This is a genomic window from Nocardia sp. SSK8 (genome assembly GCF_037034205.1).
Classification (GTDB): domain Bacteria; phylum Actinomycetota; class Actinomycetes; order Mycobacteriales; family Mycobacteriaceae; genus Nocardia.
This window is the reverse complement of the sequence record NZ_JBAGKD010000006.1, coordinates 152968-166277: the sequence shown is the minus strand read 5'-3', so window position 1 is coordinate 166277 and position 13310 is coordinate 152968. Positions and strand designations below refer to the sequence as shown.

General features: G+C 70.5%; 15 protein-coding genes. 9 read left to right on the top strand and 6 right to left on the bottom strand.

Annotation, left to right across the window (positions count from 1 at the left end):
- Positions 1-312: 312 nt before the first annotated feature.
- Positions 313-1020 (top strand): TMEM165/GDT1 family protein, encoded by a 708-nt coding sequence (locus tag WA675_RS13910; protein WP_336084690.1) that lies wholly within the window; start codon positions 313-315, stop codon positions 1018-1020.
- Here WA675_RS13910 and WA675_RS13905 read toward each other — a convergent pair.
- A complete protein-coding gene (locus WA675_RS13905) occupies positions 996-1640 on the bottom strand; it encodes a TetR/AcrR family transcriptional regulator (protein ID WP_336084689.1) in 645 nt (214 codons plus the stop codon). The genes WA675_RS13910 and WA675_RS13905 overlap by 25 nt on opposite strands.
- Complete coding sequence (locus WA675_RS13900) at positions 1637-2512, bottom strand: SDR family NAD(P)-dependent oxidoreductase (RefSeq protein ID WP_336084688.1); 876 nt, start codon at positions 2510-2512, stop codon at positions 1637-1639. Before WA675_RS13900 ends, WA675_RS13905 begins: the two co-directional genes overlap by 4 nt.
- Positions 2513-2684: 172 nt before the next feature.
- On the opposite strand from WA675_RS13900, the gene WA675_RS13895 reads away from it, so the two are divergent.
- Positions 2685-3452, top strand: coding sequence for an SDR family NAD(P)-dependent oxidoreductase (locus tag WA675_RS13895; RefSeq protein WP_336084687.1), 768 nt, complete (start codon positions 2685-2687; stop codon positions 3450-3452).
- Positions 3453-3504: 52 nt separating this feature from the next.
- On the opposite strand, the gene WA675_RS13890 is transcribed toward WA675_RS13895, so the two are convergent.
- From WA675_RS13890 to WA675_RS13875, 4 genes are all read right to left on the bottom strand, one after another.
- Entirely contained in the window at positions 3505-4323 is an 819-nt protein-coding gene (locus tag WA675_RS13890) for a class I SAM-dependent methyltransferase (protein WP_336084686.1), read from the bottom strand.
- A 66-nt stretch (positions 4324-4389) separates the two neighbouring features.
- On the bottom strand, positions 4390-4839 hold the full coding sequence (locus WA675_RS13885) for a GNAT family N-acetyltransferase (protein WP_336084685.1): 450 nt from the start codon (positions 4837-4839) through the stop codon (positions 4390-4392).
- A gap of 106 nt (positions 4840-4945) precedes the next feature.
- Positions 4946-6904 carry a molecular chaperone HtpG gene (gene htpG, locus WA675_RS13880; RefSeq protein ID WP_336084684.1) on the bottom strand — a complete coding sequence of 653 codons (1959 nt, stop codon included), beginning with the start codon at positions 6902-6904 and terminating at the stop codon, positions 4946-4948.
- Positions 6905-6958: 54 nt separating this feature from the next.
- The gene (locus tag WA675_RS13875) at positions 6959-8581 is read right to left on the bottom strand and encodes a TM0106 family RecB-like putative nuclease (protein WP_336084952.1); all 1623 of its coding nucleotides are present in this window, start codon (positions 8579-8581) and stop codon (positions 6959-6961) included.
- 245 nt (positions 8582-8826) lie between these two features.
- Between WA675_RS13875 and WA675_RS13870 the strand changes: the two genes are divergently transcribed.
- The 7 genes from WA675_RS13870 (at position 8827) to WA675_RS13840 (ending at position 13287) form a co-directional block, all read left to right on the top strand.
- Entirely contained in the window at positions 8827-9501 is a 675-nt protein-coding gene (locus WA675_RS13870; protein ID WP_336084683.1) for a DUF6474 family protein, read from the top strand.
- A gap of 7 nt (positions 9502-9508) precedes the next feature.
- The gene (locus WA675_RS13865) at positions 9509-10114 is read left to right on the top strand and encodes a hypothetical protein (protein ID WP_336084682.1); all 606 of its coding nucleotides are present in this window, start codon (positions 9509-9511) and stop codon (positions 10112-10114) included.
- Between the two features lie 39 nt (positions 10115-10153).
- Positions 10154-10804: a YcnI family copper-binding membrane protein gene (locus WA675_RS13860; protein ID WP_336084680.1), complete on the top strand. Its 651-nt coding sequence runs from the start codon at positions 10154-10156 to the stop codon at positions 10802-10804.
- Complete coding sequence (locus WA675_RS13855; RefSeq protein ID WP_336084679.1) at positions 10804-11421, top strand: copper resistance CopC family protein; 618 nt, start codon at positions 10804-10806, stop codon at positions 11419-11421. Before WA675_RS13860 ends, WA675_RS13855 begins: the two co-directional genes overlap by 1 nt.
- Before the next feature lie 6 nt (positions 11422-11427).
- Positions 11428-12372 (top strand): CopD family protein, encoded by a 945-nt coding sequence (locus tag WA675_RS13850; RefSeq protein ID WP_442945622.1) that lies wholly within the window; start codon positions 11428-11430, stop codon positions 12370-12372.
- A 64-nt stretch (positions 12373-12436) separates the two neighbouring features.
- A complete protein-coding gene (locus WA675_RS13845) occupies positions 12437-12892 on the top strand; it encodes an SRPBCC family protein (protein ID WP_336084675.1) in 456 nt (151 codons plus the stop codon).
- A gap of 14 nt (positions 12893-12906) precedes the next feature.
- Positions 12907-13287, top strand: coding sequence for a DUF5313 family protein (locus WA675_RS13840; RefSeq protein ID WP_336084674.1), 381 nt, complete (start codon positions 12907-12909; stop codon positions 13285-13287).
- The last annotated feature ends 23 nt before the right edge of the window (positions 13288-13310 follow it).

Below are 13310 nucleotides of genomic sequence, written 5' to 3'. Positions count from 1 at the left end.
CTGTGTGACGCCGAAATCAGGGTATCCGAACTATCCCCGCTGGACACCCAAACTTATTGCGCCCATTGAGATTTGAGTTACCCGAACTTGGCATATCGACAGCAATCGGCCTATGGTTGAGAGGTCGCCGTAGCCGCTTCCCCGCACACGCGGGGATGATCCCGGGAGAAGCCCGCAATCGCACAGTCGGCATACCACTTTGCGTGGTCCGGCTGCTACACCAGCGGTGGACGAGACCCTTCGGCCGCACCGGCCGTAGTTCGGTGCGGTTGAGGGCCGACCGCCAGCCATAGTCGCCGTCTGGAGTTCAGGATGATCGCCACCATCGCATTGAGCTTCGGCGTGCTGTTCCTCGCCGAACTCGGCGACAAATCGCAGCTGATGGCGCTGACCTTCGCGCTGCGTTATCGCTGGTGGGTGGTGCTGGCGGGGATCAGCGTCGCCAGTGTCGCGGTCAATCTCATCGCCGCAGGTGTCGGCCATTTCCTCGGCACCGCGCTGCCCGCGAACGCCATCGCCGTGGTCACCGCGCTCACCCTGCTCGCCGTCGGCCTGTGGACCCTGCGCGACGCGCTGAGCGGCGCCGACGAGGCCGACGAGACGCCCGCCCCGAGCACCCGCAATGCCTTCCTGGTGGTGATCTCGGCCTTCATGCTCGCCGAACTCGGCGACCGCACCATGTTCGCCGCCGCCGCGCTGGCCTCCAACAACAGCTGGCTGGCGGTCTGGATCGGCTCGGTGGCTGGCATGGTCGCCGCGGGCGCGCTGGCCATCCTGGTCGGCAAGCTCGCGGGCAAGCACCTGCCCGAACGCGGCATCGCCATCGCCTCCGGCCTGCTGTTCCTGTTCTTCGCCGCCAAGACGACGCTGGACGCGTTCGCGCCCGGCCTGGGCGGCTGGGGGAGTATCGCGGTGGCGGCGCTGGTGCCCGCGCTGACCGGCGCCGGTCTGGGTGCCTGGAAGCTCACCCGCCGGACCGTCGAGATCGAGGTCGATCAGCCCGCGAAGGCGTTGCCGTAGAGCGTGCCGGAGCGGCGGGCCAGGTCGAGGAGCTGGTCTTTGAGGCCGTGCAGGCTGTCCAGCTCGTCGGCAGCGATCTTGCCGGTGACCAGGGCGCCGATCGCGGCGGCCAGGGTCGCGCAGGCGAACCGCTGCTCGTCGCTCTGCGCGCCGAGCATGCTCGCCACCACCTCGACGAAACGCTGCTGCAGGGCCATCCGCGCCTCGATCGCGGCCGGGCCCACCGCGTAGACCTCCACCAGGAACAGGCGGGCCGCGGCCGGGTCGTCGATCATGTGGTCGAAATAGGCGGTGAGGATGCGATCCATCCTGGTCGGCGCGTCGGCGTCGGCGTGGTCGGCGATCACCGCCTGCAACTTGGCGGCCAGCAGGCCCGACGCCCGGTCGAACGCGGCGGAGAAGCAGTCCTCCTTGGAGCGGAACAGCTCGTAGAAGGTCTCGCGGGAGACCCCGGCCCGCTTGAGCACCGCCGCGACCGGTGTGCCGACATAGCCGCCCTCGGTCATCGCCTCCCCCATCGCGACCAGGATGCGTTCGCGCTGGGAGGCCACCACCTGCTCGCGCGAGAGGTGATGACGCCCGCGCGGCAGCGGGCGCACCGTCGGTGCCGGATCGCTCATCGTCGTTCCATTCTGCGGGGGCGGGCAGGCTGGGTGGTGGTGAAGGGGACGTCCTCGGTGCGGGCGATCTCCACCGCGCGCGCGACCTTGTTGCCGAGCAGCCGCTGCACCACCAGCTGCGCCAAGGGTCGCACCGGCAGCACCAGCGCCACCCACCAGGGGGACACCACGGCCTTGCGGCGCCGGGCGATCGCGCGTGCGAGCGCGTCGACGGCCGGGGCGATCGGCGAGATGCCGGTCAGGCTGATCTCGGCGAGCACGGTGTGCGCGGCGGCGGTCCCGAAACCGCGGCGGGTCATATCGGTGTCGATCTCGGCGAAGTAGGCGATCCCCACCCGGGCGCCGGTCGAGCGGAGCTCACCGCGCAGGGTGATGCCGAGCGCCTCGATCGCGGCCGCCGAGGCACTGTAGGCCCCGGCCAGCGGCAACTGGACCGCCGTGGAGATCGACGACATCATCAGCACATACCCGCCGGGGCGCGCGATATGCGTGCCCGCCGCCTGCACCACATAGGCGGCGCCGAGCACATTGACCGCCAGCGTCTCCTCGAGCACCGAGGGGTCGCCGCCGATCATGGCCATCTGTTTGGCGATCCCGGCATTGGCGACCAGCACGTCCAGCCCGCCCAGCTCGGCGACCAGCGCCTCGACCACCCGCTCCACTTGGGCGCGGTCGGCCACATCGCAGTAGCGCCACGGCGCGTTGCCGCATTCGGCGGCCACCTCGGCCAGCAGTTCGGGCTCGAGGCCCAGCAGCGCCACCCGCGCCCCCTGCGCGGCCAGCCGCACCGCCAGCGCCGCGCCGATCCCGCGCGCCGCGCCGGTGATCAGCACCCTGCGCCCGGCCACCGACGGCCCAGAGAACCAACTCATGACGGCACGTTACCACCGGAAAACACGCCTGTTCACCGGTAATTCAGCAGCTCGTACCGGGTAGTCGGCGGACGTGATAGGCACCACGCCCGGAACCGGCTAGGGTGCCATTGTTGGCAGTTTGCTAATTGGCACACTGCTCGAGCCGCCAATGTTTCAGAAAGGGATCACTGTGGAGATTTCGGGTTCCGCCGCCATCGTCACCGGAGGCGCGTCCGGCCTCGGCGCCGCCACCGCCAAGCGTCTGGCCGACGCTGGCGCCACCGTCTTCGGCCTGGACGTTCCGGCGTCCATCGAGCGCGCAGGCGACAACGTCCCCGCCGGTGTCACCCTGATCGCCGCCGACGTCACCAGCAACGACGAGGTCGCCGCCGCGATCGCCACGATCACCGAGGGCCCGGCGCCGCTGCGCATCGTGGTCAACTGTGCCGGTGTCGGCTGGGCCGGGCGCATCCTGTCCAAGAACGGCCCACACGATCTGGAGCTGTTCCGCACCGTCATCACCGTGAACCTGCTCGGCACGTTCAACGTCATGCGCCTGGCCGCCGACGCCATCGCCAAGACCGAGGCGGTCGACGAGTACGGCCAGCGCGGCGTGGTGATCAACACCGCGTCGGTGGCCGCGTTCGAGGGCCAGATCGGCCAGATCGCCTACTCGGCCTCCAAGGGTGGCGTGCACGGCATGACCGTTCCGGCCGCGCGTGACCTGGCCCAGTTCGGCATCCGCGTGAACACCATCGCCCCCGGCATCATCGACACCCCGATGCTGGCCGGTGTCACCGAGGAGTACCGCAAGGGCCTCGAGGCGGGCGTGCCGTTCCCCTCGCGCCTGGGCCGTCCGGACGAGTACGCCCAGCTGGTGGAGTACATCACCACCCACGACTACCTCAACGGCGAGACCATCCGCATGGACGGCGCCCTGCGCATGGCCCCGCGCTAGGGTCACACCCGAGACTGCCCGCCATCGGACTTCCGGTGGCGGGCAGTTCTTTTCAGTCAGTCGGGACCGTGCCCACGCCGATCAGCGCGTTGGCGAACAGCGCGGTGTTGGGGCGGTAGGTGACCGTGAGGTGCTCGATCGCGGCCTCGGTGCGGCGTTGCCAATCCTGCTCGCCCACTTCCGCTCTGAGGGCGGTGAGGGGGGCGCTGCTGCGGGTCATGGTGTCCCACAGTGATTCCGCGTCCGGGAAGTACACCTCGACGGTGTGCGGGCGGATGGTGACGGCGTCGAAGCCCGCCGCGCGCATCTCGGCCTCGAAGACGGCCGGGTTCTCCAGTCCACGCGCATTCGGCCGGGGCAGCGAGGTATTCGGGTCACCGGCGGTGAGCGCGCCGAACAGGGCGCGCATCAGCGAGGAGTCCACCGCCGGTGCCCAGGCGGTGACCACCGCGGTCGCGCCGGGGCGCAGGACCCGGCGCAATTCGGCGAAGCCGCGTGGGCGGTCGGCGAAGAACATCAGGCCGAACAGGGAGAAGCCCGCGTCGAAACTCGCGTCGGCGTAGGGCAGTTCCTGGCCGTCGCCCACCCGCGCGGTGATGGTGCCGTGCCCGGCGAGTTCGGCTGCGGCGGTGAGCTGGTCGATCATCGGCGCGGACAGGTCGATCGCCTCGACCCGCGCGCCCTGGGCGGCCGCGGCGAGGCTGAGTAGTCCGGAGCCCGCCGCCACGTCGACGATCTCGCTGTCGGACCCGAGGCCGACGTACTCCAGCGCGTGCGCCGCGAACGGCCCGAGCACGGCGCTCGCCGTCTGCGCGTAGCCCTCGGCCACCAGGTCCCACGGTCCCACCGCGACCGGCGTCTGCTCCGACATAGGCGCTCGTTCCTCTCACACGCCACCGACAATCGTTGCCCAGCCTACGTTTTCGCGCGCGGTGCGTCAGATCGCCCGGGCGAAGGTGATCAGCGCGCGGCCGGGACCGTTGTAGTCGGGCACCGGGCCGACGACGGTGAAGCCGAGGCTGCGGTGGAAATCGATCGAGGTGAAATTGGCCGGGGAGGTGATCGCGTGCACCACCTCGCGGCCGTCGGCCCTGGCGAGGGCGAAGAACCGGTCGTAGAGGGCGCGGCCGAGCCCGGCCTTGCGGGCGTCGGGGCGCACGGCGACGAAATGGATGTAGGCCGTGCGGGGTTGGGAGGGCGAGCCGAAACCCACCAGGAAACCGGAGATCCCGTCCGCGTCGGCGGCGACCAGGCTGGTGCGGTGGAAGTGGTCGAGGAACATCCTGGGCAGGTTCTGCACGACCGTGCGCCCCCACCAGTTGTCGACCACCGCGATCAGATCGTCGTAATCACCGGGCCGAGCCCGCCGGATCTCGTGCCCAGCCATGACTTCATGGTGCAGGCTGCCGCGCCGCGTGGCGAGGTAATTCCCGGTGAACGGTGCGCGGCTGTGACCGGGGCGTGGTGCCCGGCGAACCGGGCACCACGCGTCCTCAGACCGTGCGGGTCAGGCGCTCGGTGAGCAGCTGGGCGAAACGCGACGGGTCCTTGAGCTCGCCGCCCTCGGCGAGAACCGCGGTGCCGTAGAGCAGTTCGGCGGTCTCGGCCAGCTCGGGGACCTTGCCCTCGTCGGCATCGGACTTGCGCGCGTCGTAGGCATCGCGCAGGCCGGTGACCAGCGGGTGGGTCGGGTTGAGCTCGAGGATGCGCTTGGACTCCGGCAGCGCCTGGCCCGAGGCGCGGTACATGCGCTCGAGCATCGGGGTGAAGTCGAAGACGTCACCGACCAGGCAGGCGGGCGAGGTGGTGAGCCGGTTGGTCAGGCGCACCTCCTTGGCGACGTCGTCGAGGGTCTTGCCGAGCCAGGTGAGCAGGTCGGCGTAGTCCTTGTCCTGCTGCTCGCGCAGGGCCTCGGTTTCCTTCTTCTCGTCCTCGGTCTCCAGGTCGACCTCGCCCTTGGCGATGGACTGGAACTTCTTGCCGTCGAACTCCGGCACCGAGCCGACCCACATCTCGTCGACCGGATCGGTGAGCACCAGCACCTCGAGCCCCTTGGCCTTGAAGGCCTCCAGGTGCGGCGAGTTCTCCACCTGCGCACGGCTTTCGCCAGTCATGTAGTAGATGGCGTCCTGGCCGTCCTTCATCCGCTCCACGTACTGCTTCAGCGTGGTGAGCTCGGACTCCGAGGCGGTGGACGCGAACGACGAGACGGTGAGCAGGGTTTCGCGGTTGTCGGTGTCGGAGAGCAGGCCCTCCTTGAGGACCCGGCCGAACTGCGACCAGAACGTCTGGTACTTGGTCTGGTCCTCGGCGCCCTGCATGTCCTTCACCGTGGACAGCACCTTCTTGACCAGGCGCTTGCGGATCATCTGGATCTGACGGTCCTGCTGCAGGATCTCGCGCGAGACATTGAGCGAGAGGTCCTGCGCGTCCACCACACCCTTGACGAAGCGCAGGTATTCGGGCATCAGCTCTTCGCAGTTGTCCATGATGAACACCCGGCGCACGTAGAGCTGCACGCCGCGCTTGTGCTCGCGGGTGAACAGGTCGAACGGTGCGGTGGACGGGATGAACAGCAGCGCCTGATATTCGAAGGTGCCCTCGGCCTTCATCGGGATGATCTCGAGCGGCTCATCCCAGGCGTGCGAGACGTGGTGGTAGAACTCCTTGTACTCCTCGTCGGAGACCTCGGAGCGCGGGCGCGTCCACAGCGCCTTCTGCGAGTTGAGGGTCTGGTCCTCGACGATGGTCTTCTCGACCTTGTCCTCGCCCTCGCCTTCCATCACCGTGCGCTCGACCTGCATGCGGATCGGCCAGGCGATGAAGTCGGAGTACTTGCGGACGATCTCGCGCAGCTTCCATTCCTGCGTGTAGTCGAAGAGGTGATCGTCCTCGTCGGCGGGCTTGAGCTCGAGGGTCACCGCGGTGCCCTGCGGGGCGTCGGCGACGGTGTCGATCGCGTAGGTGGAGCTACCGGCGGCGGCGCTCCAGCGGGTGCCCTCGGTCTCGCCCGCCTTGCGGGTGGTCAGGGTGACCTTGTCGGCGACCATGAAGGTGGAGTAGAAGCCGATGCCGAACTGGCCGATCAGCTCCTCGGCGGCGGCATCGGACTTGGCCTCGGTGAGCTTGCGGCGCAGCTCGGCGGTGCCCGACTTGGCGAGGGTGCCGATCAGATCGATCACCTCGGCACGGGACATGCCGATGCCGTTGTCGCGCACGGTCAGGACCCGCTTGTCGGTGTCGACCGCCAGCTCGATGTGCAGATCGGCGGTATCGGCGACGAGGTCCTTGTCCTGGAACGCGGCCAGCTTCAGCTTGTCCAGTGCGTCGGAAGCATTCGAGATCAGCTCCCGCAGGAACGTGTCTTTGTTGGAGTAGACCGAGTGGATCATCAGCTCCAGCAGCTGATGGGTCTCGGCCTGGAACTCGAGGGTTTCGACGTGCTCAGTCACGCCGACGATTTTATTACCGTGCTCATCGGCGGTGCTCCCGAGGACCCTCCGTGGTCACGCTTCGCTACCGCCTCCGGGCCCGCCGGTCGCACCGCGCCCGAAATCCGGGAGTGCGGGAACCTCGTCAACGGCGCGGTGGGTCATCCAGTCGCGTAGGACCTGGGTGGCGCGGACGTCGTCTTCGTTGTATTCGAGCAGGCGGGTGCGCTGGGAGAGGTCGCTGGGGGCGTCGTAGCCGACGGCGCGGCGGTACCAGCCCATCGAGGCCTCGCCGCTGGCCTCGGCGTCGCGCCAGTGGAAGCCCGCGACCGGGGCGATCTTCTTCAGGCCCTTGCCGTTGGGGCAGATGAACTGTTCGGTGACGGCCTGGAACATGTCGACCCATTCGATCGAGTCGACGAAGGCGCGCACCTGCTCGTGGGTGGGGACGCCGGGCATGCCCGCGAAGCGGCGGGCCGACTCGTAGAGCCACTTGTCCTCGGCAGTGCGTGAATAGCAGTAGGCGGCAAAGGTTTTGCCCGCGGCGTGGGCTTGGGCGCGGATATCCATCAGCCACGTCCAGAATTCGCCGAAGGAGCGGCCCTCGTCGGTGGTGGGCAGCGGGACCCAGGTGTGGAAGGGGCGGTAGACGCCGTCGAGCAGGGTGCCCCACAGGTAGGCGCCGTCTTCCTGGTAGCTCTCCAGATCGACGTCGACCTCCACGTCGGCGCGGCGCACACTGACCTGCTCGAAGCGGCGCACCAGCGGCGCGCCCGCGATCCAGGCGCGCGCGGTGACCACCGCCTCGTCGAACGGGCCGTGCTGCCAGTCCTCGGGGTCGTCGCCGTCCCAGGCGGCCAGCTCATCGATGGTCTGCACGCCGTGCCCGCGCAGTACCTCGGCCCGTGAACCCGGCGCGACCAGGCTCACGTCCCGCATCAGCGCCAGCTGCCCCTCGCAGCTGGGTGATCCCCCCGCACCGCGCACCCACCACGGGCACTGCCTGCACTCGGGCACCTTCGACGGCTGGGTGGGCAGTTCGCCGCGCACCACCGCGATGCGGTCGGCGTAGCGCTGGTCGTAGTCGGCGAGCACGGTGGTCAGGTCGTGCACGAGGATGCGGTCGAAGGCCAGGCCGATCGCGCCGCCGACCAGGGCGGGGCTGGCCATGCCGTAGCGCTGCAACATCCGGTACAGATGCGCGAGGCGCTGCTGGTCGCGGGGCTGCGGGCGCAGCTTCACGTGTTTGTCGCGGCGCGGGGCCCAGCGGAACAGGTCCGAGGTGAGCGGATGGAAATCGGCCGGGTCGGGGCGACGCGGGTCGGTGACCTTGTGGTTGACCACGATGATCGGGATATAGCCGCCGCGGTCCTCGTCGCGCAGCAGGAACTCCACCCCACCGCGGCGGCCGGTATCGGCCTCCTGGGGCAGCAGTGCGCCCCAGATGCGGGGGGCGCCCGCCTCGATCGCGGCCATCGTCGCGGCGACCCGCTCGGCCGCGCGCAGCTGCGGGTCGATCACCACCCAGTCGGTGGGGGCGGCGGCGACCAGCTCGTCGCGCACCTTGGCCCGGTGGCTGGCGGCGGCCTCGCGCCGCTGCTGCACGCCCGGATCCTCGCGCACCTCGGTGAGCACACCGGGGTGCAGCGCGTCCAGGTGCAGGCGGTGCCTGCACCCGATCAGCGAGCGCGCGTCCAGGAAAGCGGTCCGGGACTCCGGCCCGCTCTCGGCACCTCGATCGGGCGCAGCGGAAGCGGGGGCCGGGCATCGCACCGGCCCGCCGTCGAAGTCGTCCTCGGCTGCACGCACGCAAGCAGTATGGTCCCTCCCCCCGACACAATGCCCAATCGCTACCCTGATCCCACTACGCTACGAAGTACGGCAGCCCACCGCGCGGTGGTGCTGCCTCATGACTTGGCGAGCATGACGGAGGGCCTGATCTCATGGGGTTGTTCAGCAAGCGTAAGCGGCGTCCCAGCCGGCGCGCGGAGGCGAAGGCGCTCAAGCACAAGGCGGCCGTGGAGGCCAAGCTGACCGCCAAGAACGACCGCAAGGCGGCCAAGGCGGGCGAGCGCACCACGCGCAAGGCCGCCAAGGCGCAGGCCCGCACCGAGGCCAAGGTGGCCAAGGCGCAGATCGCCACGCTGCAGGCCGAGGAGAAGGCCGCCCAGAAAGTGGCCGCCAAGGCCGACCGCGAACTGTTCAGCGCGGCCCAGATCCGCAAGTACATCGGTGTCGCGCGGGTGCTCATCCCGGTGCTGGCCCCGCTGGCCTACCGGGGCGCGACCCTGGTGCGCGGTCAGCTCGACGCGCGCAAGGCCCAGCAGCTGGGTATCGGGCTGGACCAGCTCGGCGAGTTCAGCGGGCACGGCGCGCGCCTGCAGGCCCGCATCACCAACACCGAGACCGCGCTGGACAAGATCGTGAGCGACGCCCCCGGCGACGCCGACACCAAGAAGTTCGTCGAGGCGGCCCGCTCGCGGCTGACCGACCTGAACGTCGCGGTGAACACCGCCGAGCAGATGCCAGCGCCGCGCCGCAAGGCCGTGCACGCCTCCATCTCGGCCGAACTGTCCGTGCTCGAGAACGACGCGCTCGCCCGCCTCGGCGTGCGCTGACCCCGTCGTGACCACGCCACAGCTGTCCGCCCGCCTGCGCGGTGGTGGCTGTGGCGTCCTCGTCGGCGCGCTGGCCGTCGCCGCGCACGGGATCGGTGGTGGTGGCGTCCCCCGCTCGGCGGAAATCGCGCTGCTGCTGCTGGTTTCGCTGGGGGCCGGGATCTTCGCCGGGAGTGGCCGACCGGAGGGTGCGACGGCATCCGCGTATCCGGCGGGCACGAGCGCTTCTCGCGCCGGGACTTTCGCGCGGTCGGGCGGTTCGGGATGTGGCCGGTCGCCTGCCGCGACGCGCGCGGCCGCGGCACTGATCGGTGGCCAGTTGGCCGGGCACTTCGCGTTATCCGCCACCCTCGACCATCACGGCGACCTGCTCCATCTGCCCAGCGCGCCGATGATCGCGGCGCACCTGCTGGCCGCCTTCGCCTGCGCCGCACTGATTCTCGCGGCCGAGCGGCTGTATCTCGTTGCCTCGAGCACCCTTCGGGCCGTGCTCGGTGTCCCGGTCTCCCCCGTCGGCCCGCGCCCCGCGCACTGGTTCGACTCCCCCGCCGCCCGGCGCGGCGCCCGTCCGAAAGGCTCGCGCAGCCCGCGCGCACCGCCGCTGTTCGCCTGATTTCCGCACCTCAGATCTCTTCGGACAGAAGGCAATTCCATGCACAACTTCATCACCCGTGGTACCGGCACTGCGGCCCTCGCGGCCGGTCTGGTCCTGGCCGCCTGCGGTAGCGCGGCCGCGCACGTGACGGTCGACGCCCCCGGCGCGGCCCAGGGCGGGTACACCGTGGCCACCTTCAAGGTGCCCACCGAATCCGAGACCGCCGCCACCACCGGACTGCGCGTCGCCGTGCCCAATCTCAAGAGCGTGCGCACCGAGCCGCTCGCGGGCTGGACCGCGAAGATCGAGCGCAACGACAAGGGCGAGGCGGTCGCGGTCGTGTGGACCGCCGATCCCGGCAACAAGGGTGTCGGCCCCGGCCAGTTCCAGCGGTTCGTGCTCTCGCTGGGCCCGCTGCCCAGCCAGGACACGCTGAACTTCCCGGCCCAGCAGACCTACAGCGACGGCAAGGTCGTCGCCTGGGACCAGCCGAGCACCGACGGCGCCGAGCCCGAACACCCGGCGCCCTCGCTCACCCTGGGCGCGTCCGGCGGCGCGCACGGCGACGACCACCAGGTCGCCTCGGGCGACACCGCCGAATCCGGCACCGACTCGGTCGCCCGCTGGATGGGCGGCATCGGCCTGGCCCTTGGCCTGTTCGCCGCCGCGCTGGGCCTGGGCCTGGTCTTCCGTGGACGGCGGTCGTGATGCGCGTCGATCACTGCGCCCGCGCGACGAAACCGCGCCGCGACCCGGTCGGCCCCGAGGTGGTCGCCGAGATCAACCGCTCCTCGCGCAGGCGGATCGCCGGGCGGGTGCTCACGGTGCTGCTCGCCGGGCTGTTCGCCTCGGTGTTCGCGGTGGCGGGCTTCGCGAGCGCGCACTCCGGTGCGGTGAGCAGCGTGCCCGAGAACGGCTCGACCATCGAGACCGGACCGGCGCGCGCCAGCATCACCTTCAACGAGCAGCTGCAGGAGAGCTTTCCGTCGCTGACCGTGGTCGGCCCGGACGGCAGGCTGTGGTCGAAGGGCAAGGCGACCGTCGAGGGCAACACCGTCAGCGTGGAGCTGGGTGAGCTCGGGCCGGTGGGTGAGTACACCCTCGCGTTCCGGGTCACCTCGGCCGACGGGCACCCGGTCAGCGGGACCCGGACCTTCACGCTGAGCAAGGCGGGCACCGGCACCCCGGGCCCGCGCCCGGGCGAGGACCAGGCCGACGGCGGCGACTCCGGCGGGGTGCCCGTGTGGGTGTTCATCGCCGGTGGCGTGGTGCTGTTCGGCGCGGGCCTTGCGGTGGCGCTGCTCGGTGGCCGACGCGCGAAGTAGTCCACGATGACGACCGGTCGCCGGGTACCCGGTACAACACCGCGTCGGTGGCGGGTCCTGGTGCCGGTCGTCGTGACCGGGCTGGCCGGGGTGCTGCTGGCCTGGGCCCTGCGCACCTCGGGTGGCTTTCCCGGGGTCGCGCTCGCGCGGGTGATCGCCGACGGCGCGGGCGCGCTGGTGCTCGGCCTCGCCGCGCTGCCCCGGCTCGCGGAGCGGCTGGAGGTGGCCTGGCGGCCGCTGGCGGCGCTGGCCGGGGCGTGGTTCGCGGCGGAGTTCACCGTGCTGGTGTGCGAGGCCGCCGAGATCGTCGGGGTGCCGGTGCGCGCGCTGGGCGCCGCCGAGTTCGGCACCTTCCTGACCCGGCTCAGCGGCGGGCAGATCGGCATCGCGATCCTGTTCTGCACCGGCGCGATCGCCTGCTACGCGGCGGTGGCCTTCCGCGGGCCGGAGTCGGCCTCGGCCGATCTGGTGCTGGTGTTCGCCGCGGTCGCGCTGGCGCTGCGCCCGATCACCGGGCACATGTCCCAGCAGGTCTTCGGTTCGGTGCTGGCCGCGGTGCACGCGCTGGCCGCCGCCTGCTGGCTGGGCCTGCTGCTGGCCATGGCGGTGGTGCTGCGCACCCGCGGCGAATGGGCCGCCACGCTGCCGCGATACTCGGCGCTGGCCGCGCCGCTGGTGGTGGCCGTCGCGCTGACCGGCCTGATCGACGGGCTGGTCCGGCTCGGCGGGCTCGCCCCGCTGTGGTCCACCGGCTACGGGCGCATCCTGCTGGCCAAGCTCGCCGTGCTGCTGGTGCTGGTCGGCCTCGGCTGGTGGTGGCGCACGAGCTGGGTCGCCCGGGCGGCCAACCACCGGGTGACGGCCGAGACCTCGCTGCGCAACGCGACGATCGAGGTCACGGTGATGGCGCTGGCCTTCGGCCTGGCCGCGACCCTGGCGGTCACCGCGTAGTCGGCTCCGTCACGTTCGCCCACAGCTCCGTTGGACGATGTACGAACCGGGCTAGAGTTGCGCTATGACCGAAGTGAGGATCGCCGAAGACTGCGCCGCGCCTGCCGAGACCGCGTTCGCCTTCATGAACGACTACCACAACCTGCCGAAATTCTGGTACGGCCTGGAGTCCTTCACCCCGGTCACCGAGCAGACCGACGGCCTCGGCGCGACCTTCGACGGCAAGATGAAGCTGGGCCCGGCCTCGCTGACCTCCCGCATCGAGGTGGTCGGCTGGGAGGAGAACCGGCTCATCGCCACCCGCTCGATCAAGGGCATCGAGATCGTCACCACCTTCCGCTTCCTGCCGAAGACCGACCAGCTCAGCACCATCGACGCGGTCATCGACTTCAATGTCGGCGGCGGCCTGGCGGGCAAGGTGCTGGCCAAGACGATCGAGCCGTTCATCAAGATCGCCGTCCAGCACACCACCGACGCGCTGCGCCGGGAGATCGAGAAGGCCCACCAGGCCAGCGCCTGAGAGAAAGCACAGCGATGAGCGAACGCAGCACCCCGACCCTGCCCCAGCGGATCGGCTACATCTACGGGCGCACCCTGCCGCCCTCGATGCGGGACTGGGTGCTGCGCGACCTCACCGGCCCCGGCGCCACCCGCCGCTACCTGCTGCGCATCCTGGTGCCGATCCTGCCGCTGCTGGCGGTGTTCCTGCTCACACCGGGTCCGCTGTGGATGGGCCTGTCGATGATGGCGCTGCTCTACCTGCCGCTGATCTACTTCACCGTGGCGCTGACCTACGTGTTCCGCCGAAACCGGCTGATCCGGCACGGACTCGACCCCGCCCTGGCCGACGCGAGCGCGCGGGCCAAGGAAGCTGCGGCGCGTACCGCCTACGAGCGCCGGTACGGGCGCGCCTGACCGCGTCGGCGAACGACGGATGC